Raw genomic sequence first — 20,108 nt, 5'->3', positions numbered from 1 at the left:
CGTTTCAGCAGGTCATGCGGGTACGAACCCGGCGTTCCCGCTGGTCAGGAGGCGTCGATGAACCGGTCGAGCACACGGACACCGAACTTCAGACCGTCCACCGGCACTCGCTCGTCCACGCCGTGGAACATCCCGGCGAAGTCGAGCTCGGGCGGCAGCTGGAGCGGCGCGAAGCCGAAGCAGCGGATGCCCAGGTCGTCGAAGTGCTTGGCGTCGGTGCCGCCGGAGAGCATGTACGGGATGGCGCGGGCGATCGGGTCCTCCGCCCTGAGCGCGGTCTGCATCGCGTCCACGAGCTTGCCGTCGAAGTCCGTCTCGAGCGCCTTGTCCAGGTGCGAGCCGGCCTCGTCGATCTTCACCCGGGGCCCGAGCACACGGGCCAGGTCGGCGTGGAACTCCTCCTCGTGCCCGGGCAGGAACCGGCCGTCGATGCGGGCGCTGGCCTGGCCGGGGATGACGTTCACCTTGTAGCCCGCGTCGAGCATCGTCGGCGCCGCCGAGTTCTTGAGCGTGGCGCCGATCATCTTGGCGATGCCGCCGAGCTTGGCCAGCGTCTCGTCCATGTTCTCCGGGTCGAGCTCGGTGCCGAGGGCGTCGGAGAGCTCGTCGAGGAAGGAACGTACGGTCTTCGTCACCCGCACCGGCCACTCGTGCCGCCCGAGCCGCCCGACCGCCTCGCACAGCTCGGTGATCGCGTTGTCCTTGTTGGTCATGGACCCGTGCCCGGCCGTGCCCTCGACCGTGACCCGCATCCAGTGCATGCCCTTCTGGGCGGTCTCCACGAGATACAGCCGCAGGTTCTCGTTCACGGTGAACGAGAACCCGCCGACCTCACCGATCGCCTCGGTCACGCCCTCGAAGAGACCGGGATGCTTGTCGACGAGATGCCGGGCGCCGTACGTCCCCCCGGCCTCCTCATCCGCGAGGAAGGCCAGCACGATGTCGCGCGGGGGCTTGCGGCCGCTGCGCATCCGGTCCCGCACGACCGCGAGGGTCATCGCGTCCATGTCCTTCATGTCGACCGCGCCACGGCCCCAGACACAGCCGTCCGCGATCTCGCCCGAGAACGGGTGGTGCGTCCAGTCCTGCGCGTTGGCCGGCACCACGTCGGTGTGGCCGTGGATGAGCAGCGCCGGCCTGCTCGGGTCCTCGCCCTCGATCCGCGCCACGGTCGAGGCCCGCCCCTGGTGGGACTCGATGATCTGCGGCTCGAGGCCGACCTCCGCGAGCTTCTCCGCGACGTACTCCGCGGCCTTGCGCTCGCCCGGACCCGAGTGGTCGCCGTAGTTGCTGGTGTCGATCCGGATCAGTTCGCGACAGAGGTCGACGACCTCGTCCTCGCCAGAGACTGCCTTGGTGGTGCTCGGCCCGCTCACGCTGATTCCTCCCGCTGTCGCTCCTGGTGGTCCCTCTCATCCTCCCGCGCCATCCCCTCCGCGCCCAAGGCAGGTCCGCGCCGTCATGCGGCGTTCACACAGGTGAGGGGGTGTGATCAGGGAGGTCCGATTGTTTGCTATGGTTTTCCACGTCGCCGCGGGAATCCGCGGGTCACCGGTCCGGGTGGCGGAATGGCAGACGCGCTAGCTTGAGGTGCTAGTGCCCTTTATCGGGCGTGGGGGTTCAAGTCCCCCCTCGGACACAAGCAGTAGACACAGAGGGTGTCGGCCGAATCGGCCGACACCCTCTGTGTTTGTCGTGTGCGGGGCCCGTCGCGGCTCATCGTGTGCGGGCCCGTCGCGTCAGGGCGTCACGGACAGGACCAGCTTGCCGGTGGTGCGGCCCGTCTCGCCGAGTTCATGTGCCCTGGCCGCCTCCGCCAGCGGGACGACCTCCTCGATCTCGACCCGCAGTTGGCCGCTGTCGACCAGGGACGCGATCTGTCGCAGTCCCTCCTGGTCGGGTTCGACGAGCATGAACACGGCGTGTGCGTCCGCGGCGTGCGCCTCTTCGGCGGGGACGGCGTCGTCCGGCGAGGAGAGGGTGATCAAGGTGCCGCCCGGGCGCAGGGTACGCAGGGAGCGTGGTCCGTAGGTGCCGCCGACGGTGTCGAGGGCGACGTCGATGTCCTTCAGTTGGTGTGCGAAGTCCTGCCGGGTGTAGTCGATGAGTTCGTCGGCGCCCAGGCCGCGCAGGAAGGCGTGCTTGGCCTCGCGGGCGGTGCCGATGACGTACGCGCCACGGGACTTGGCGATCTGCACGGCCAGGTGGCCGACGCCTCCCGCGGCGGCGTGGATCAGCACGCGCTGTCCCGGTCGGACGTCGGCCGTGTCGACCAGGGCCTGCCAGGCGGTCAGGGCAGCGAGCGGGAGCGCCGCCGCGTGGACGTGGTCGAGGGCGGCCGGGCGGTGCGCGAAGTGTCGGGCCGGGGCGGTGACGTACTCGGCGTAGGCGCCCGCGGGGTGCGGGAAGCGGGGCATGCCGAACACCTCGTCGCCCGGCTTGAAGACGGTGACGCCCTGGCCGACGGCAGCGACCACTCCACAGACGTCGAAGCCCAGGGTGAACGGGGGCTGCGCGCCGTCGGCGAAGACGCCTCTGGCGCGGGTCTTCCAGTCGGACGGGTTGACGCCTGCCGCGTGCACACGGACCAGGATCTCGGTCCGGCCCGGGACCGGGCGCTCGGTCTCGACGAGTTCGAGGACTTCGGGTCCGCCCGGGCGGACCTGGGTGATGGCCCGCATGGTCGCGGGGAGGGGAGGGAGCGGGGGAAGAGTGAGGGCGGCGTCGGGCATGGTGGGGCACTTCCTTGCGGCGATGAGGGTTGTTTGTGCTGGTCAACGGACCGCTTCTCGGGCACGGCCCACTCTGTCCGGCGCCCGGAAGCCCTGGTAGTGGCCTGATGGTCAAGGTCTGAAAGGATCGGGCCATGCACTCGGTGGGAGTTCTGGCCCTGGACGGCGTCGTGCCCTTTGAGTTGGGCATTCCGGCCCGGATCTTCGGTGCCGCGCGCGACGCGGACGGGGATCCGCTCTACTCCGTGGCGACGTGCAGCCTGGACGGTGGGCCGGTGCGGGCCGAGGCCGACTACGACCTGGTGGTCGGCCATGACGCGTCACTGCTCGCGCGCGTGGACACCGTGGTCGTCCCGCCCTCGCATCGCGTGGGCATCGCCATTCGCGAGGAGGGCCGGCTGCCCGAGGCGGTGCGGGACGCGTTGGCAGGTGTACGGCCCGGGACCCGCATGGTGGCGATCTGTACGGGCTCCTACGTGCTGGCCGCGGCCGGACTGCTCGACCATCGGCGGGCGACCACGCACTGGCGTGAAACCGAGGCGCTGCAACGGCTGTTCGGCAAGGTGCGGGTCGATCCCGATGTGTTGTTCGTCGATGACGGTGACGTGCTGACTTCGGCCGGTGTGGCAGCCGGGGTCGATCTGTGTCTGCATCTCGTACGTCGCGACCATGGCAGCGACGTCGCCAACGAGGTGGGCCGGTCCTGCATCGTGCCGCCGTGGCGCGACGGCGGGCAGGCCCAGTACATCCGGCGTCCCGTACCCCCGCCGTCGGCCGGCGGCACCTCGCCCACCCGCGCCTGGATTCTGGAGCGCCTCGCCGAACCCGTCACGCTCGCCGACATGGCCGCACACGCCCAGGTCAGCCTGCGGACCTTCACCCGGCGGTTCCGGGACGAGGTCGGCACCAGCCCCGGGGTGTGGCTGGTGCAGCAGCGGGTGGAGCGGGCCCGGCACCTCCTGGAGACCACGGACTGGCCCGTCGACCTCGTCGCGCACCGCGCGGGCTTCGGCACCGGCACCTCGCTGCGCCAGCATCTGCAGGCCGCGATCGGCGTCTCCCCCGCGGCGTACCGGCGCACCTTCCGCGCCACCGCCTGAACCCTGAACCGGCGCCCTGGATCAGCGCGGCTCGATGCGGAAGTCGAAGGCCGCCGTGCCCGGGTCGAGGGTGGTGGCACCGCCGTCGACGGTCAGGGTCGCGCCGTTCACGAAGGACGCGGCGGGCGAGAGGAGCCAGGTGATGGCCTCCGCCACCTCCTGCGGGTCGCCGGGGCGGCGGGTGGGGTTGAGGCGGGTGGCTTCCTCGTACGCGGCCTCCTTGTCGGGCAGTTGGGACTGTTCGGCGAAGCGGGTCATGCGGCGGTCGGCCATCTCGGTGCGGATCCAGCTGGGGCACACGGTGTTGGCGCGCAGACCCTGGGGGCCGTAGTCCACGGTGAGGGAGCGGCACAGCTGCAGGAGCGCCGCCTTGGAGGTGGCGTAGGCCGCGCTCCCCGGTCCGGAGACCAGGGCGGACGCCGAGGCGACCGCCACGACCGAGCCGCGGGCCGCCAGCAGGTGCGGCAGGGCGGCGCGCAGCAGCAGGAACGGGCCGGTCAGGTTGGTGCGCAGGACCAACTCCCAGTCGTCGAGGGATATCTCGCCGACTCCCCCGCCGCGCCCCACCCCTGCGTTGAGGACGAGCCCGTCGAGGCGTCCGTACGCGGCGACGGTCGCCTCGATGAGAGCGCGTACGTCGTCGGGGTCGGTGGTGTCCGAGGGGTGGGCCAGGGCTCCGGTCTCCTCCGCGACGCGGCGCAGCGGTTCGGGGCGGCGGCCGGAGATCACGACCTGGTGGCCCTCCTTGCGGAGCAGTCGCGCGGTGGCCGCGCCGATGCCCGTGCCGCCACCGGTGACGAGGACAACTCGCTGATCGGACATGGGTGTTCGGCCTCCAGGGGTGCGGGACAGCGTGGGGAACCAGGCCTACGAATGATCGTACGGACACCCACTGACAACGCACGCGCCGCCGGGGGCACCGCCCCCGGCCTGCACAATGGCCGTATGTCTCGTCGTACGACCGAACCGACCTCGCCCTGCCCGTGCGGGCTGCCCGCCACCTATGCGCAGTGCTGCGGAAGGCTGCACTCCGGGCAGGCCGCCGCCGCGACGCCCGAAGGGCTGATGCGGTCGCGCTATGCCGCGTTCGCCGTCGAGGACGAGGCGTATCTGCTGCGCACCTGGCATCCGCGGACGCGGCCGCCGGGGATCGGCTTCGACGGCGGGATGCGCTGGACCGGCCTGGAGATTCTCGGCACCGGTGAGGGAAGCGCCTTTCACCGCACGGGCACGGTGACGTTCCGGGCGCGCTACACCGAGGGCGGGCGGCCGGGGTCGCTGCACGAGCACAGCCGGTTCGAGCGGGTGGACGGGGCGTGGGTGTACGTCGACGGGGACATCGGGGAGTAGCGGCGATTTCCGCGTAAGCGACCAGGACATCCCCCTGAGGGGCCAGGTCGCGTGACTCGGTAGGCTCGGGCCATATGAGTGGTTCCATACCCAAGTCGGGCGATAGCGACCCGAGTCAGGTGGCCGAGGCGAAGGCGCGGGCGGCGCGGCTGCTGCTGGCGTTCCGGCACGGCAATCAGCTGGCGTACGACGCGGAGATCGCCGCGGTCGAGGGCGCGCGGGACGGGGACGCGGACGCCGTCTCGGATCTTGTCTCGGCGCTGTGCTGGATCGCCAACGAGGGCGTACGCAAGGCCTATCTGCCCGAGGCGGGCGACCAGGTGCTGCGGCACTTCGCGCGCCGCACGCCGTACGGGGAGCGCGATGTGCTCACCGAGGAGGGTGCCGGGCCCGATGCCGCGCAGTTCCTGGAGGCGGTGGCGGCCGGGGATGTCGAGGTGGTGCGGGAGTTGGTGCGTACGACGCCCGACACGACGTTCCTGCTCGGCAAGCTCACGCTCGCCCTCGGGATGCTGCTGCCGGACGTGCCGGTGGGACGGCTCGAGGAAGTTCTGGGCGCACTGCGGCGCGCGGCCCCGGCGAACCGATAGCTGATCGGTTCGCCGGGGCCGCGCGGTGGTGCCAGGTGGTGTTACGTGGTGCCGGCCGGTCAGACCCCGGCCGGGGCCGGCTCGCGCTCCTGCGGGGCAGGGGCTTGGCCGTCGTCGTCCCCGTCGAGCTGCTTGTGCAGCTTCTCGCCCTCGACGTCCACGTTGGGAAGGACGCGATCGAGCCACTTCGGCAGCCACCAGGCCTTGTTGCCGAGCAGGGCGAGGACCGCGGGCACGACGGCCATGCGGACCACGAAGGCGTCGAAGAGGACCGCGATCGCGAGGCCGAAGCCCATCATCTTGACCATGTCGTTCGTCTCCAGGATGAAGCCGGAGAACACGCTGATCATGATGATCGCCGCTGCCGCGACGACCCGGCCGCCGAGGGTGAAGCCCGTGGTGATGGCCTCGGCGGGCGAGGCGCCCTGCACATAGGCCTCGCGCATCCGCGTCACCAGGAACACCTCGTAGTCCATGGCCAGACCGAAGACCACACCGATCATGAAGATCGGCATCATCGACATGATCGGTCCCGGCTGCTCGACGCCGAAGATGTCGGCGAGCCAGCCCCACTGGAAGACCGCGACGACTGCGCCGAGCGCGGCGAGGACCGAGAGAAGGAAGCCGAGGGCGGCCTTCAGCGGGACCAGGACCGAGCGGAACACCAGCATCAGCAGGATGAACGCCAGACCGACGATCAGGGCGAGATACGGCAGCAGGGCGTCGTTGAGCGTCTGCGAGAAGTCGATGTTCAGGGCGGTGGTGCCGGTGACCAGCATGGCGGCGCCGGTCTCGGCCTTGATGTCACCGGACAGGTCCCGCAGGTCGTGGACCAGGGTCTCGGTGGCCGGGTCGGCGGGCGCCGTCTTCGGCATCACGGTGATGGTGGCGGTGTCGCCGGCCTTGTTGAACACGGCCGGGCTGACGGCAGCGACCTCGCTCTGGTCGTCGATCTTCTTGCCGACCGCCTCGGCGGCGGCCTTCGGATCGTCCGTGCCCTTGGCGTCGACGACGACGTTCAGCGGACCGTTGAAACCGGCACCGAAGGAGTCCGACAGGATGTCGTAGGCCTTGCGCTGCGTGGAGTCGGGCGCGGAGCTGCCCTCGTCGGGCAGACCGAGCTCGAGGCTGGAGACCGGCACGGCGATGATGCCGAGGCCGAGCACCGCGGTGATCAGCACGGCCACCGGGCGGCGCAGCACGAACTGGGCCCAGCGGGTGCCGAGCTTGGGCTTGCCGGCGTTCTTCGGCGCGGTGCCGTTCTTGCGGGCCTTGCGGTCCTTGCGGCTCAGCGCGAACCTGCCGATGATGCCGAGCAGCGCCGGGGTGAGGGTCAGCGCGATCATCACGGCGACAGCGACGGTGGCCGCGGCGGCCAGGCCCATCTTCGTGAGGATCGGGATGTTGACGACCGAGAGGCCAGCGAGGGCGACGATCACGGTCAGACCGGCGAACACCACGGCGGAACCGGCGGTTCCGACAGCACGGCCCGCGGCCTCGTCGGGTGCACGGCCCTCGGCGATCTCGGCCCGGAAGCGGGCGATGATGAACAGCGCGTAGTCGATGGCGACCGCGAGGCCGATCATCGAGGCGAGCGTGCCCGTGGTGGCGGACAGGCCGAGGGCGGAGCCGAGTGCCGCGATGGCTGAGGTGCCGATACCGACACCGATGATCGCGGAGATCAGCGGCATGCCGGCCGCGATCAGCGAGCCGAAGGTGAGGACCAGGACGACGAGCGCGACGCCCATGCCGATCATCTCGGCGGTGCCGCCCATCTCGGGCTCCGCCATGAGGGCGTCGCCGCCGGTCTCGATGGTGTAGCCGTCGCTGCGGGCGTCGTCGGTGGCCTTGGTGAGCGCGTCACGGGCCTTGTCGGTCAGCTCCTGGGCGTTGACCTTGTACGACACGGAGGCGTACGCGGTCGAGCCGTCCTTGCTGACGGCATTGGCCTCGAAGGGGTTGGCGACCTCCTTGACCTGCGGGTTGTCGCCGAGGTCGGCGAGCAGATCCTTGACGTGCGCCTTGCCGGCGGCGTCGGTGAGCTTCTCGCCCTCGGGGGCCTTGATCACCACACGGGCCGTGGCACCGTCGGAGGCCTGGCCCGGGAAGCGCTCGGCCAGCAGGTCGAAGGCCTTCTGCGACTCGGTGCCGGGCATGGAGAAGGAGTCTTCGGGCGCGGCGGGCGCGACAGATGCGGCGCCGCCGATGCCCACGATTATGGCCACCCAGAGCAGGGCGACCAGGCCGCGGCGCCGGAACGCGCCTCGGCCGAGCCGGTAAAGGAATGTAGCCACCTGGAACCAAGCTTCCATAGGAGAAATAGGCAGGACGAAGCCCCGGCAGGAGTTGGATCCAGGGGATAGCCGGGGAGTGCCCTTCCATGTTCCAGGCGCACAGCCGCGATCTGATCCTGCCCAGTGACTGGACCGACGTACTGCGTCTGGTGTAGTGCGCGGCGCTTATGTCACCGATAGGCGTACGTCCGCGAAGATGCATGTAAGCGCCATACGTCGGAGGCTCGAATTCCGCCGTACGCCCATCGGTGACCTGGCTCACATCGCAGGTCAGGGGCTACGTGAGCCACTCAGCCGCTGAGACCCTTCAGGCCCAGCTCGGCATGATCTTGTCGTGGATCAGGCGGAGCTGGGTGTCCACATCGGCGACCCCTTCGAGGTCGCGACCGGTGAAGGCGTGCACGAGGCTGCGGTCGGTGATCGCGCAGATCATGTGGTTGACGCCGCTGGGCTCGATGTCGCGGCGGATCTTCTCCAGGCACTCCTCGGGGGTGCCGGAGACGGAGAGCTTCTCGGCGACCTCCGGCGAGGTGAGCTCGATGCCGCGGGCCAGATCGCCGGCGCCGATCGCGTCGATCACGGGCTTGAGTTCGGCGGGGTCGACGCCGTTGCGGCGCAGCTGCTCCTCGGGCATCGACGAGGCGTAGATGCCGACCATGGAGCGGGCGGCCTCTTTGGCCTTCGCGGAGTCGGGGCCGGTGGCGAAGACGACCCAGGCGCCGATGTCGAGGTCCCGGTAGTTCTTGCCGGCCCGCTCGGCGCCGATGCGGATGTGCTCGACCGCGTAGTCGTACGCCTCCTTCGTGTAGCTCAGCGCGTGGTGGCAGCCGTCCGACAACTCCCCGGCCGCCTCGAAGGACTTGGGGCCGCGCATCGCACCCAGCTTGAGCGGCAGGTGGTCCTGGACGGGGCGGGCGAAGGTGAACAGGCCGTCGTACGTGAAGAATTCACCGTCGTATGTGATCGCGCCGTCGTCCAGGAGGGTGCGGACCACGTGCAGGGCCTCCTTGGTGCGGGACAGCGGCTTCTGGCGGGTCCAGTCCATGCCGTACTGGGCGAGGAGGCCGAAGTTGCCGCTGGACAGGACGCCTTCGGCGCGGCCGTCGGAGAGCTCGTCGAGGGTGGCGAGGGCCTGGGCTATCAGCGTCGGCTCACGCAGGACCACCGAGGAGAGGCTGGGGCCGAAGCGGATGTTGTGGGTCTCGCGGGCCGCCGCGGCGAAGAGCAGCCACATGTCCTTGTGCCAGGTCTCGTCGGCGGCGTAGCAGGCGTGGAAGCCGAGCTCGTCGGCGAGCCTGATCGAGGCGAGGGACTCGGTGAGCGGGTAGTCGGGCAGCATGACATAGCTGAACTTCACGAGTCAGGCCTTTCTGGTGCTGTCCCCGCCGTGCGGGGCGGCGCCCCCTGCGCCGCGTCCCGAGCCTGTGTCATGTGCTTGTGCGGGCCCAAGGGCCTTCCCGGCCACCCTGACCTGATCCGGCATCATGGGCGTGACGTGCGGTTTTGCGAGGAAGAGGGTGTGGAGCGGTGGCTGACGGCCGGGTCTTGGTGGTCATGGGCGTGACCGGGACGGGGAAGTCCACGGTGGGGCGGCTCATCGCTTCCCGGCTGGGTGTGGCGTATGCGGAGGGGGATTCCCTCCACTCCCCGCAGAACGTGGCGAAGATGGCGTCCGGGACTCCGCTTACCGATGAGGATCGGTGGCCTTGGCTTGATCGGGTCGGGGAATGGTGTGCGGCCGCTTCACGGGAGGGGGTGGGCGGGGTGATCAGTTGCTCTGCTCTGAAGCGGGTGTATCGGGATCGGTTGCGCTCGGCTGCGCCGGGGCTTGTGTTTGTGCATCTGGCCGGGTCGCGGGAGTTGATCGGGGCTCGGCAGGAGGCTCGGGTCGGGCACTTCATGCCCGGCTCGCTGGTGGATTCGCAGTTTGCGACGCTGGAGCCGTTGGGTTCGGATGAGGTGGGGGTTGTGGTGGATGTCGCGCCGGCGCCGGAGGAGATTGTGGCCGTAGTGGTCGGCGCTCTGCGGGACGTTTGATTTTCCCCTCCCCGCCCCTTCCCGAAAGTCCTGCGGACAGCCTGGGGCTCCGCCCCTAGACCCCCGGATCGGCCTTCGGCCTCTGTCCTCAAACGCCGGACGGGCTGGTTGGTTCAGGGCCGCCACAGCGGGTGTTCCCGGTCTGCCCAGGAACGGTCCACCTGCCCCGTTCGCATGCCGCGCCGCGCCTCCGGCGACCCCAGCGCCATGCCGATGTGGCCCGCCAGGACCACCGCGATCGCCAGCGCCAGCCAGTCGTGGACGAAGGTCGAGCCCGTGCGCCAGGACAAGGGGGCGACGTGGGTGAACCACATGAGCAGACCCGTGGCCAGCATCACCAGGGTCGCGCCGGCCAGCCAGGACGCGTACGACTTCTGTCCTGCGTTGAACTTCCCCGCGGGACGCGGCCCTTGGTCGCGGCGCAGGGCCGAGCGGAGCCACACGCGGTCGTGCGGGCCGAAGCGGTTGAGGCGGCGGAGGTCGGCGCGGAAGGCGCGGGAGGCGAGGCCGAGGAGGAAGGGTGCGGGCAGGAGCAGGCCCGACCACTCGTGGACCGTGACCACGAAGTAGCGGCGGCCCACCAGTTGGGCGAGTTGCGGGACGTACAGGCAGGCGGCCGAGAACAGGCAGGTCAGCATCAGGGCTGCCGTCGTGCGGTGCACCCAGCGTTCCGCACGGCTGAACCTCCGCACGCGCGGCCGCACTTCAGACGGTGGGGTTGTCGTCGCGGCCGTTGGACCGGCCGACCCAGGCATCGACGTCATAGCCTCGCTCCTCCCAGTAGCCGGGCCGCACCTCGGAGGTGAGGGTGATCCCGGAGAGCCACTTCGCCGACTTGTAGAAGTACATGGGCGCGACATAGAGGCGCGCGGGGCCGCCGTGGTCGTGGCCGAGCGGCTTGTCCTGCATGCGCAGGGCCACCAACACGTCCTTGCGGCGCGCTTGTTGGAGGGTGAGGCTTTCGCTGTACGTACCGTCGAAGCAGGTGAAGCGGACCGCTCGGGCAGTGGAACGCACACCGGCGGCGTCCAGGAGTGCGGACAGGCGTACGCCCTCGAAAGGCGTGTCCGGGACCCGCCAGCCGGTGACGCACTGGACGTCGCGGACGATCCGGGTCTGGGGCAGCGCCCGCAGGTCGGCCAGGGTGTAGGCGCCGGGGCGGTCGACCAGGCCGTCGACGGTGAGGCGATAGGTGTCCGCGTTCTTGCGCGGGACGGATGCCGCGACCGAGTAGTACCGGAAGCCGCCGCCCGCGGGGAGGACGTCGGTGAGGCCCGTGGGGTCCTTCTTGGCCACGGCCTCGACGCCTCGCTGGAGGATCGGGGCCGCGGCCACTCCCGCGGCTCCGAGGCCGAGCATGCCGAGGATCAGGCGGCGGCCGACAGGGGTGCCCCGGGTGTCTTCGGAAGCACCTTCGGAAGCGTCTTCGGGTGGTGCGGGGTCGGGCGGTGGTGAGGTCACGTTCCGATTCGAGCACTTGGGGCCTGACTCGGCCAGGGGCCGCGAGGGGACGTCAGACTTTCGTCATCCCGCGCGGGTCACGGTTTTCGTCTCGTGGGACCCGCGCGGGTCACGGTTTTCACCACGTGGGACCCGCGCGGGTTCCGAACTACGCTCTGCCGCATGACTCTCCCGTCCGACCTGCCGCCCTTCGAGCTCGCCTTCCCCGGGCCGCTGCGCGACCGTCTGGTGGCCGCGGTGCTCTCCGGCGCGAAGACCTCGACCACCGGACTGCTCGCCGCGTACGAGGCGGAGAAGGAACCGCTGCCCCGCGCGGGTGAGCGATTCGCGCTCATCGACTCCGCCGGCCGTCCGGTCGCGGTCGTCGAGACGACCGAGGTGCGGGTGCTGCCCCTCGCCGAGGTCGGCCTGCGGCACGCCGTGGACGAGGGCGAAGGTCATACGACTGTGGCCCAATGGCGCGCGGTGCACGAGGAGTTCTGGCACGGGGCGGAGTTGCGGGAGGTCCTCGGCGATCCGGCGTTCACGGTCGGCGACGACACCCCGGTCGTCGCCGAACGCTTCCGCGTCACCGAACGCCTTGCCTGAGCCCGGATGAGCCCGGAGGGTCAGCCGACCGCCTTCGCCGCCGCCCGGCCCGCCGCGCGCCCCGAGAAGATGCAGCCGCCGAGGAAGGTGCCCTCCAGCGAGCGGTAGCCGTGCACACCGCCGCCGCCGAAGCCCGCCGCCTCCCCGGCCGCGTACATGCCGGGAAGCGGCTCGCCGCCGTCGGCGAGGACTCGCGAGGTCAGGTCCGTCTCCAGGCCGCCGAGGCTCTTGCGGGTGAGGATGTTGAGCCGGACCGCGATCAGCGGGCCCGCCTTCGGGTCGAGGATGCGGTGCGGGGCGGCCGTGCGGATGAGCTTGTCGCCGAGGAACTTGCGGGAGCCGCGCATCGCGGTGATCTGCAGGTCCTTGGTGAAGGGGTTGGCGATCTCCCGGTCGCGCGCGGTGATCTCGCGGCGCAGCTCGGCCTCGTCGATGAGGGGCTCCTTGGTGAGCGCGTTCATGCGGCGGACCAGGGAGGTGAGGTCGTTCTCGACGATGAAGTCGTTGCCGTTGTCCATGAACGCCTTGACCGGGCCGGGGACATCGGCTCGCGCGCGGTCGATGACGCCGCGTACGGACTTGCCGGTCAGGTCGGGGTTCTGCTCGGAGCCGGAGAGCGTGAACTCCTTGCCGATGATGCGCTGGTTGAGCACGAACCAGGTGTAGTCGTGCCCGGAGTGCATGATGTGGTCGAGTGTGCCGAGCGTGTCGAAGCCGGGGAACAGCGGGACCGGCAGGCGCTTGCCGCGGGCGTCCAGCCAGAGGGAGGACGGGCCGGGCAGGATGCGGATGCCGTGCTTGTTCCAGATGGGGTTCCAGTTCTCGATGCCCTCGGTGTAGTGCCACATCCGGTCGCCGTTGATGAGGCGGCCGCCCGCCTCCCCCGCGATGCCGAGCATCAGGCCGTCGACGTGTGCGGGGACGCCGGAGAGCATCTTCTCCGGCGGAGTGCCCAGTCGCTCGGGCCAGTTGGCGCGTACGAGATCGTGGTTGCCGCCGATGCCGCCCGAAGTGACGATCACCGCCTGGGCCTTGAGCTCGAAGGCGCCGGTGACGGCGCGGGAGCTGCCCTGGCCGCGCTCGATCGAGGACGGTTCGAGGATTTCGCCGGTGACGGTGTCGAGGGTCCCGTCGGTGCGGGTGAGGCCGGTGACGCGGTGCCGGAACTTCAGCTGGACCAGGCCGCGCGCGACGCCCTCGCGGACCCGGCGCTCGAAGGGGGCGACCAGGCCGGGCCCGGTTCCCCAGGTGATGTGGAAGCGCGGCACCGAGTTGCCGTGCCCGGTGGCGTCGTATCCGCCGCGCTCGGCCCAGCCGACGACCGGGAAGAACCTGACTCCCTGGCCGTACAGCCAGGACCGCTTCTCACCGGCCGCGAAGTCGACGTACGCCTCGGCCCACTTGCGCGGCCAGTGGTCCTCCTCGCGGTCGAAGGCGGCCGTGCCCATCCAGTCCTGGAGGGCGAGCTCCTTGGTGTCCTTAATCCGCAGCCGGCGCTGTTCGGGCGAGTCGACGAAGAAGAGGCCGCCGAAGGACCAGTGCGCCTGGCCGCCGATCGACTGCTCGGGTTCCTGGTCGAGCAGGATCACCTTGCGGCCCGCGTCCACGAGTTCCGCGGTGGCCACCAGTCCGGCGAGGCCGGCCCCGATCACGATCACATCAGCGTCGTACGCCATGGTCATCCGTCCTGTCGGGGCCCGAGGCGCTTCGGAAGCGCCCCAGGCCCGGGGGCTGCTGCCGAAGCTACTGGTGAGTCTGCATCTTCGGGACCCGGCGGCGGTGCGTCAACCTTCCGGTGGGGCGGGCGCAGTGAAGATCGGGTTCAGGGGGCGTGCGCCCGGGCGCCTGGCGTGAGTTCGGCCACGCGCGCCAGGGACCGTCCGCCTCCGGGCAGCCGGGCCCCGCTCGCCGACCTGCACGCCCACGCGCGGCCAGCCTCGCGCCCCGCCGGGCGGTCGGCCCGTACGGCGGCCGCCAAGAGGCGATCAAGAAGGCGGCTCGCTATGGTCGGTCAAGTCCCCTTCGCCCGACCGGTCTTGAGGTCTGCCACGTGACCGTGCTCGTCTTCGTCCTCGCCGTGGGCGCGGCCTGCTGCCTCGGCCTCGGCTTCGTCCTCCAGCAGAGCGCCGCCCGGCACGCGCCTCTGGACGACTTCCTCTCCCCCCGGCTGCTCCTGGACCTGGTCCGGGTGCCGCGCTGGCTCGCGGGCATCGGACTCGGCGCCTGCGGGATGGCGCTCGGCGCGCTGGCGCTCGGCCGGGGCGAGGTGTCCCTGGTCGAGCCGCTGCTCGCGACGAACCTGCTGTTCGCCATGGCGCTGTCGCGCAGGCTGACCCGACAGGCGCTCGGACGGCAGGGCTGGGGCGGGCTGCTGCTGCTCGCGGGCGGTGTCACGGCCTTCATCGTGGCCGGTGAACCGCACGGCGGACGCAGCGGGGCACATCCGTTGCGGCACTGGCTGATCGTGGGCGTGGTGGTGGGTGCGGCGCTGCTGCTCACGGTGGTGGCGAGACGGTTGCGGCTGAGTGCGGGGCCCACGCTGCTCGGGCTCGCTGCCGGGCTGCTCTACGGGTTGCAGGACGCGTTCACGCGGATCACCGGGCAGCGGCTGACGGCGGACGGCTGGTTCGCGCTGGTGTCGTCGTGGCAGCCGTACGCGGTGCTCGCGCTCGGCGTCACCGGCCTTGTGCTCGTGCAGAGCGCCTTCGAGATGGCCCCGCTGCGCAGCTCCCTGCCCGCCCTGACCGCCGCGCAGCCGCTGGCCGGGATCGTCTGCGGGGTCGGCTTCCTGGGCGACCGGCTGCGCACCGACACGGTGGCCCTGACCTGGGAGGCGGCGGGCCTTGCGGCGATCGTGGCCGGCATCGTGCTGCTCGGCCGGCATCCGGCGATGCCCACCGGGTGCGGTCCGCGCGAGCGGGTCGTTGTCAGTGGTGCCTGGTTGGATGAGGCGCATGAGCACACCGGACTCGACGAACGACGCCCACGCCCCTGAGGGGCCGGGCGAGGGGCTGAACGCCGACGAAATCCTGGACATCGTCGACGAGCAGGACCGCGTCATCGGCCAGTCGCCCCGCGGTGAGGCCTACCGCCTGGGGCTGCGCCACCGGTGCGCCTTCATCCTCGCCCGGGACGGCGAGGGCCGGATATTCGTGCACCGCAGGACGGCCCACAAGCTGGTCTTCCCGTCGCTGTACGACATGTTCGTGGGCGGCGTGGTGGGGACCGGCGAGAGCTACGACACGGCGGCGCTGCGCGAGGCCGAGGAGGAGCTGGGGGTGAGCGGACTCCCGCAGCCCACGCCCCTGTTCAAGTTCCTGTACGAGGCGGACGGGCAGGGCTGGTGGTCGTACGTCTACGAGGTGCGCTGCGACCTCCCCGTCGAGCCTCAGGTGGCGGAGGTCGCCTGGCACGGGTTCCTCACGGAGGCGGAGCTGGAGCGGCGGCTCGGCGAGTGGGAGTGGACGCCGGACGGGCTGGCGGCGTACGAGCGGCTGAAGCTGTTCCGGGAGGATCCTGCGGGCTGAGCCGGACCTGCCGATCGCTACGGTGCGCCGCCCCGGGGCCCCGCTCCTCGAACGCCTCAGGAGCTGGATGTGGGTAGGGTGCGGGCCGTGATCGGGTTCCTTGAGTCGCTGCGCCTCTGGTTGGCGCCCCGCCGCATCCGCGAGGAGGGCGACACCCCCGACTATCGGTTCTCGCTCGCCAACGAGCGCACCTTCCTCGCCTGGGTGCGGACCGCGCTCGCCCTGGTGGGCGGCGGCTTCGCCGTGGATCAGTTTCTGCCCGATCTGCGCTGGGGCTGGCGGGCGGGGCTCGCGATCGCGCTGCTCGCGGTCGGCGCCCTGTGCTCGCTGCGGGCCGTGAACCACTGGGTGCGCTGCGAGTTGGCCATGCGGCGGGGCGAGGACCTGCCGGTGTCGCGCTTTCCGGCGCTGCTCAGTCTGGCCGTGGGCGTGGTCGCGTTGATCATGGTGGTCGTGGTGGTGTTCGGCTGGGCCGATGGCGGCTGAGCCGGTGGTCGCGCGGGATCCGGGGCTGCAGCCGGAGCGGACCCGCCTGGCCTGGCGGCGTACGACGCTGTCGTGCACAGTGGCGGCGGTACTCGCGGGCAAGCAGGCGCTGCGGCACGGGGCCGGCCCGCTGGGACTGCTCGGTGCGGCGCTCTCGTTGCTGCTCTGGCTGGCGTTCCTGCTCCTCGCCCACCACCGGATCAGCGCCCTTTCGGTGCCCCGGCCGCGCACCATGACGCTGCGGACGGCCACGGGCGTCGTGGGCTGCACGATCGGGCTCGCGGTGTTCGCCGTGGCGGTGGTGGGGTGAGCGGGCGGGGCCGGGCCGGCGGTTGAGCATGCGGGGCCCGCTCAGCAGTTGAGCCGGCGGCGTCGGCCCGGCGGTCGCGCGGGCGGTCAGCCCCGTATCGCCCCGGCGAGGGCGCGCACCTCGCGGTCGGCGAAGCCCGGTTCGCGGGCCATCAGGCGCACGAGCTCGTCGCGGACTTCGTGGGTGCGGCCGGCGGCCACCAGGGCCTTGGCCCGGTTGAGGGCAGGCGCCACCTTCGCGTGCCGCTCCACCACGGGAGCCTCGATGTCATGCCACAGCCAGTGCGGGAACGACCGGGTCAGCTTCGGCTCGTGGTCGGCCATGACGCCCCACATCCCGGAATCGATGGACACGTTGACGACGTGTCCGGCGGGCAGGCTGCGCACCCAGGCCTCGGACTGCTGCCAACGCTCGTGCTTCGGGCTCGGTTTGCCGCGACTGGTCACCCCGACGTAGCGCAGCTTGCGGCGGATCACCGGCCAGGGCTCGCGGCTTTCCTCGATCCAGGCGGCGAGATTGCGGTGCAGCGTGCTGAAGCTGCGGCCCCAGAAGACCACGTCCACCAGGGCGATGGGCCGCTTGCGGCGGGCCAGCGCGGACGGCTCCAGGCCCACGGCCGCCAGATGCTCCCGGAAACGGCGCCGCACGGCGGGCGTCCATGCCTCGTCGTCGAGGCACGACACGGGCAGCCGGTGCAGCCGTCCCGGCCAGGAGGCGTATTCGAGGGCGCCGGTCAGCAGGTCGTACATGCCGTCCAGGGAACGGCCGAGGAAGCAGAGGTCGGCGCCGCCCGCGCGGGCAAGGACCTTGGCGGTGCAGGCGGTGAGTTCATCGACGTACCACTCGCCCGGCGTCCCGTCGTCGGCACGGGCGGGCGGTTCGGGCAGTACTCCGGTCCGGTCGGGCCGCCCACCTCCGTAGGAGGAGAGCGTCCACCGGTACGGCTGGGGCGGCGTCGGCGACGTAGACATGACAGCAACTCCAGCACTCGCAGCACCTCCTGGTCACACGATTTTCGAGCGCCACTCCCCAAAAATATGGGCATTTCGGACTAGCTTGAGGTGGTCAGTCCCCAGCACCCCCGAAGGTGAGCAGCATGACCACCCTCCACCAGGAGCACCCCACCCACGAGCACGCCCACGGCCCGGCGTGCGGTCACCCCGAGGTGCCGCACGGCGACCACGTGGACTACGCGCACGACGGGCATCTGCACCGGCAGCACTCCGGGCACTGGGACGAGTGCGAGCCGAGCGCGCACGTCGCGCACGACGGGCACGCGCACGAGCACGGCGCGGACTGCGGGCACGAGGCCGTCCCGCACGGCGACCACGTCGACTACGTGCACGACGGACACCGGCACGCCGAGCACGACGGGCACTGGGACGACCACTAACTCGCCCCGCACACCCTCGACTTCCCCCGAATCCACCCCGACTGGCAAGATCTGACGCGGTAGTCAGGACCACAAGTCAGAACCACAGGTCAGGACAAGGATTTCGGGGGAACGTCATGTCCGCTGCAGAGCCGTACGCCACCGAACTCGCGCCCGGCGTGCACGCCTACGTCCAGCCCGACGGCGGCTGGTGCCTGAACAACGCGGGCTTCGTCAGCGACGGGCCGAAGACCCTGCTCATCGACACCGCCGCCACCGAGCGCCGCACCCACGCACTGCGCGAGGCGTTGCTGGCCACGGGCGCCGCGCCGCCCGGCATCGTCGTGAACACGCATCACCACGGGGACCACACCTACGGCAACGCGGTGTTCGCGCCGCAAGCGACGATCGTGTCGCACGAGAGCTGCCGCCGCGAGGTGCTCGACGCCGGCCTCCAGCTCCATCTCCTGTGGCCCCAGACCGACTTCGGCGACATCCGCACCAAGGCCGCCGACCTCACGTACACCGACCGCCTCACCCTGCACACCGGCGACATCGAGACGCAGGTGATCCACCCCGGCGGCGTCGCGCACACGACCGGCGACTCGGTGGTGTGGCTGCCCGAGCAGCGCATCCTGTTCACCGGCGACCTGATCTTCGAGGGCGGTACGCCGTTCCTCCTGATGGGCTCGGTCAGCGGCTCGCTGCGCGCCCTCGACCTGCTGCGCGAGCTGGACGCCCGCGTGGTCGTGCCCGGCCACGGCCCGGTGACCGACCCGTCCGCGTACGACCGCACGGAGCGCTATCTCCGCTTCGTCGCGGACACCGCCCAGGAGGCGCACGCCGCGGGCCGCACTCCACTGGAGGCGGCGCAGGCCACCGATCTGGGCGAGTTCGGCAAGTGGCAGGAGAGCGAGCGGTTCGTGGCGAACCTGCATCGGGCGTACGCGGAGCTGGACGGGCGGCCCGAGGGGGTGCGGCTCGACGCGGCCCAGGCGTTCGGGGACATGGCGGTGATGAACGGCGGGGAGATGGTGGCCTGCCACGCCTGACCTCCGGCTCCGGCTCCCGCTCCCGCTCCCGCTCGACGGTTCGAGGGTTCGAGGGCCCGACCGCCGATTCCGGCTGATTCCGCCTGCGGAGGGGGCGAGAATCCGATCACTTTCCGTTCCCGCACTGGACGGCATACCGACTGGTCGGCATCATACTTCTCAGTGACCGACACGAGGAGCGAAGTATGAGCTCAGAGCAGCCCCCGGGTCTCGACCTGGACCGTTTGCGCGGCCATCTCGACGCCGAGCGGCCCGGTCTGGTGCGCGGGCCGCTCGAGGCCCGGCTGATCCAGGGCGGGCGGTCGAACCTGACGTACGCCGTGACCGACGGGGTCTCCCGCTGGGTGGTGCGGCGCCCGCCGCTGGGGCACGTCCTGGCCACGGCGCACGACATGAAGCGCGAGCACCGCGTGATCAGCTCCCTGCGCGACACGGCGGTGCCGGTGCCGACCACGGTGCTCCTTTGCGAGGACGAGTCGGTGATCGGGTCGCCGTTCTACGTCATGGAGTTCGTGGACGGCACCCCGTACCGCACCGCCCAGGAGCTCGACGCGATCGGCCCCGAGCGCACCCGTGACGCCTGCCTCAACCTCGTGGACACGCTGGTCGACCTGCACGCGGTCGACCCGGCGGCGGTCGGCCTCGGCGACTTCGGCCGGCCCGAGGGCTTCCTGGACCGGCAACTTCAGCGCTGGGGCAAGCAGTTGGACGCCTCGCGCAACCGCGAGCTCGCCGGGATCGACGAGCTGCACGCGGCACTCGGCCGTTCCCTGCCGCAGTCCCCCGCGCCGACCGTCGTGCACGGCGACTACCGGCTCGACAACGTCCTGATCGGCGACGACGACCGCATCCGGGCCGTCCTCGACTGGGAGATGTCGACGCTCGGCGATCCGCTGACCGACCTCGGCCTGATCGTGATGTACAGCGCCAAGCTGGAGATCCCGAACTCGCCTATCAGCACGACCGCTTCGGCCCCCGGCCACCCCTCACCTCAGGAGCTGATCGAGCGGTACGCGGCCCGCTCGGGCCGGGACGTCTCGGCCGTCTCCTGGTACACGGCGTTCGCCTGGTTCAAGCTCGCCGTGATCCTCGAGGGCATCCACTACCGCTACACGCTCGGCCAGACGGTCGGCCCCGGCTTCGACCACATCGGCGAGCTCGTCCCCGTCTTCATCGACCACGGTCTGACCACCCTCCAGGAAGGCTGAC

General features: G+C 71.0%; 21 protein-coding genes and 1 tRNA gene. 13 read left to right on the top strand and 9 right to left on the bottom strand.

The window, feature by feature from the left end; translation table 11 throughout:
• Positions 1 to 44: 44 nt before the first annotated feature.
• Positions 45 to 1,376 (bottom strand): M20/M25/M40 family metallo-hydrolase, encoded by a 1,332-nt coding sequence (locus OG430_RS38465; protein WP_327357283.1) that lies wholly within the window; start codon positions 1,374 to 1,376, stop codon positions 45 to 47.
• Positions 1,377 to 1,554: 178 nt separating this feature from the next.
• Between OG430_RS38465 and OG430_RS38460 the strand changes: the two genes are divergently transcribed.
• A tRNA-Leu gene (locus OG430_RS38460) sits at positions 1,555 to 1,639 on the top strand.
• A 100-nt stretch (positions 1,640 to 1,739) separates the two neighbouring features.
• On the opposite strand, the gene OG430_RS38455 is transcribed toward OG430_RS38460, so the two are convergent.
• Positions 1,740 to 2,732 carry an NADP-dependent oxidoreductase gene (locus tag OG430_RS38455; RefSeq protein ID WP_327357282.1) on the bottom strand — a complete coding sequence of 331 codons (993 nt, stop codon included), beginning with the start codon at positions 2,730 to 2,732 and terminating at the stop codon, positions 1,740 to 1,742.
• Between the two features lie 134 nt (positions 2,733 to 2,866).
• Here OG430_RS38455 and OG430_RS38450 point away from each other — a divergent pair, with 134 nt between their 5' ends.
• Positions 2,867 to 3,832: a GlxA family transcriptional regulator gene (locus OG430_RS38450; RefSeq protein ID WP_327357281.1), complete on the top strand. Its 966-nt coding sequence runs from the start codon at positions 2,867 to 2,869 to the stop codon at positions 3,830 to 3,832.
• A gap of 21 nt (positions 3,833 to 3,853) precedes the next feature.
• Here the strand turns inward: OG430_RS38450 and OG430_RS38445 are convergent, their stop codons facing one another.
• Positions 3,854 to 4,654, bottom strand: coding sequence for an SDR family NAD(P)-dependent oxidoreductase (locus OG430_RS38445; RefSeq protein WP_327357280.1), 801 nt, complete (start codon positions 4,652 to 4,654; stop codon positions 3,854 to 3,856).
• A gap of 123 nt (positions 4,655 to 4,777) precedes the next feature.
• Between OG430_RS38445 and OG430_RS38440 the strand changes: the two genes are divergently transcribed.
• Together OG430_RS38440 and OG430_RS38435 are read left to right on the top strand one after the other, a co-directional pair.
• The gene (locus OG430_RS38440; protein WP_327357279.1) at positions 4,778 to 5,182 is read left to right on the top strand and encodes a YchJ family protein; all 405 of its coding nucleotides are present in this window, start codon (positions 4,778 to 4,780) and stop codon (positions 5,180 to 5,182) included.
• Between the two features lie 74 nt (positions 5,183 to 5,256).
• Positions 5,257 to 5,772: a hypothetical protein gene (locus OG430_RS38435; protein WP_327357278.1), complete on the top strand. Its 516-nt coding sequence runs from the start codon at positions 5,257 to 5,259 to the stop codon at positions 5,770 to 5,772.
• A 59-nt stretch (positions 5,773 to 5,831) separates the two neighbouring features.
• Here OG430_RS38435 and OG430_RS38430 read toward each other — a convergent pair whose 3' ends face one another.
• Together OG430_RS38430 and OG430_RS38425 are read right to left on the bottom strand one after the other, a co-directional pair.
• Entirely contained in the window at positions 5,832 to 8,066 is a 2,235-nt protein-coding gene (locus tag OG430_RS38430; protein WP_327357277.1) for an MMPL family transporter, read from the bottom strand.
• A 307-nt stretch (positions 8,067 to 8,373) separates the two neighbouring features.
• Entirely contained in the window at positions 8,374 to 9,423 is a 1,050-nt protein-coding gene (locus tag OG430_RS38425; RefSeq protein WP_327357276.1) for an LLM class flavin-dependent oxidoreductase, read from the bottom strand.
• A 197-nt stretch (positions 9,424 to 9,620) separates the two neighbouring features.
• Here OG430_RS38425 and OG430_RS38420 point away from each other — a divergent pair, with 197 nt between their 5' ends.
• Complete coding sequence (locus OG430_RS38420; RefSeq protein ID WP_442816763.1) at positions 9,621 to 10,103, top strand: gluconokinase; 483 nt, start codon at positions 9,621 to 9,623, stop codon at positions 10,101 to 10,103.
• A 113-nt stretch (positions 10,104 to 10,216) separates the two neighbouring features.
• Here OG430_RS38420 and OG430_RS38415 read toward each other — a convergent pair whose 3' ends face one another.
• Positions 10,217 to 10,858, bottom strand: a complete 642-nt coding sequence (locus OG430_RS38415; RefSeq protein ID WP_442816762.1) for a cytochrome b/b6 domain-containing protein — start codon at positions 10,856 to 10,858, stop codon at positions 10,217 to 10,219.
• The gene (locus OG430_RS38410) at positions 10,809 to 11,462 is read right to left on the bottom strand and encodes a molybdopterin-dependent oxidoreductase (protein WP_327359420.1); all 654 of its coding nucleotides are present in this window, start codon (positions 11,460 to 11,462) and stop codon (positions 10,809 to 10,811) included. Before OG430_RS38410 ends, OG430_RS38415 begins: the two co-directional genes overlap by 50 nt.
• Before the next feature lie 264 nt (positions 11,463 to 11,726).
• On the opposite strand from OG430_RS38410, the gene OG430_RS38405 reads away from it, so the two are divergent.
• Positions 11,727 to 12,152 carry an ASCH domain-containing protein gene (locus tag OG430_RS38405; protein ID WP_327357273.1) on the top strand — a complete coding sequence of 142 codons (426 nt, stop codon included), beginning with the start codon at positions 11,727 to 11,729 and terminating at the stop codon, positions 12,150 to 12,152.
• A 20-nt stretch (positions 12,153 to 12,172) separates the two neighbouring features.
• On the opposite strand, the gene OG430_RS38400 is transcribed toward OG430_RS38405, so the two are convergent.
• The gene (locus OG430_RS38400) at positions 12,173 to 13,828 is read right to left on the bottom strand and encodes an FAD-binding dehydrogenase (protein ID WP_327357272.1); all 1,656 of its coding nucleotides are present in this window, start codon (positions 13,826 to 13,828) and stop codon (positions 12,173 to 12,175) included.
• 374 nt (positions 13,829 to 14,202) lie between these two features.
• On the opposite strand from OG430_RS38400, the gene OG430_RS38395 reads away from it, so the two are divergent.
• The 4 genes from OG430_RS38395 (at position 14,203) to OG430_RS38380 (ending at position 16,475) form a co-directional block, all read left to right on the top strand.
• Positions 14,203 to 15,147, top strand: a complete 945-nt coding sequence (locus tag OG430_RS38395) for a DMT family transporter (protein ID WP_327357271.1) — start codon at positions 14,203 to 14,205, stop codon at positions 15,145 to 15,147.
• On the top strand, positions 15,107 to 15,679 hold the full coding sequence (locus OG430_RS38390) for an NUDIX hydrolase (protein ID WP_327357270.1): 573 nt from the start codon (positions 15,107 to 15,109) through the stop codon (positions 15,677 to 15,679). Before OG430_RS38395 ends, OG430_RS38390 begins: the two co-directional genes overlap by 41 nt.
• 87 nt (positions 15,680 to 15,766) lie before the next feature.
• Positions 15,767 to 16,165, top strand: coding sequence for a YidH family protein (locus tag OG430_RS38385; RefSeq protein ID WP_327357269.1), 399 nt, complete (start codon positions 15,767 to 15,769; stop codon positions 16,163 to 16,165).
• The gene (locus OG430_RS38380; RefSeq protein WP_327357268.1) at positions 16,155 to 16,475 is read left to right on the top strand and encodes a DUF202 domain-containing protein; all 321 of its coding nucleotides are present in this window, start codon (positions 16,155 to 16,157) and stop codon (positions 16,473 to 16,475) included. Before OG430_RS38385 ends, OG430_RS38380 begins: the two co-directional genes overlap by 11 nt.
• A gap of 86 nt (positions 16,476 to 16,561) precedes the next feature.
• Here the strand turns inward: OG430_RS38380 and OG430_RS38375 are convergent, their stop codons facing one another.
• Positions 16,562 to 17,446, bottom strand: coding sequence for a hypothetical protein (locus tag OG430_RS38375; RefSeq protein WP_327357267.1), 885 nt, complete (start codon positions 17,444 to 17,446; stop codon positions 16,562 to 16,564).
• Positions 17,447 to 17,571: 125 nt separating this feature from the next.
• On the opposite strand from OG430_RS38375, the gene OG430_RS38370 reads away from it, so the two are divergent.
• The 3 genes from OG430_RS38370 (at position 17,572) to OG430_RS38360 (ending at position 20,107) form a co-directional block, all read left to right on the top strand.
• Positions 17,572 to 17,868 carry a hypothetical protein gene (locus OG430_RS38370; RefSeq protein ID WP_327357266.1) on the top strand — a complete coding sequence of 99 codons (297 nt, stop codon included), beginning with the start codon at positions 17,572 to 17,574 and terminating at the stop codon, positions 17,866 to 17,868.
• 116 nt (positions 17,869 to 17,984) lie between these two features.
• Positions 17,985 to 18,899: an MBL fold metallo-hydrolase gene (locus OG430_RS38365; RefSeq protein WP_327357265.1), complete on the top strand. Its 915-nt coding sequence runs from the start codon at positions 17,985 to 17,987 to the stop codon at positions 18,897 to 18,899.
• Between the two features lie 185 nt (positions 18,900 to 19,084).
• Entirely contained in the window at positions 19,085 to 20,107 is a 1,023-nt protein-coding gene (locus OG430_RS38360) for a phosphotransferase family protein (protein WP_327357264.1), read from the top strand.
• Position 20,108: the final 1 nt, after the last annotated feature.

It is taken from the genome of Streptomyces sp. NBC_01304, assembly GCF_035975855.1.
Classification (GTDB): domain Bacteria; phylum Actinomycetota; class Actinomycetes; order Streptomycetales; family Streptomycetaceae; genus Streptomyces.
This window is presented reverse-complemented; position numbering and strand designations above follow the sequence as displayed.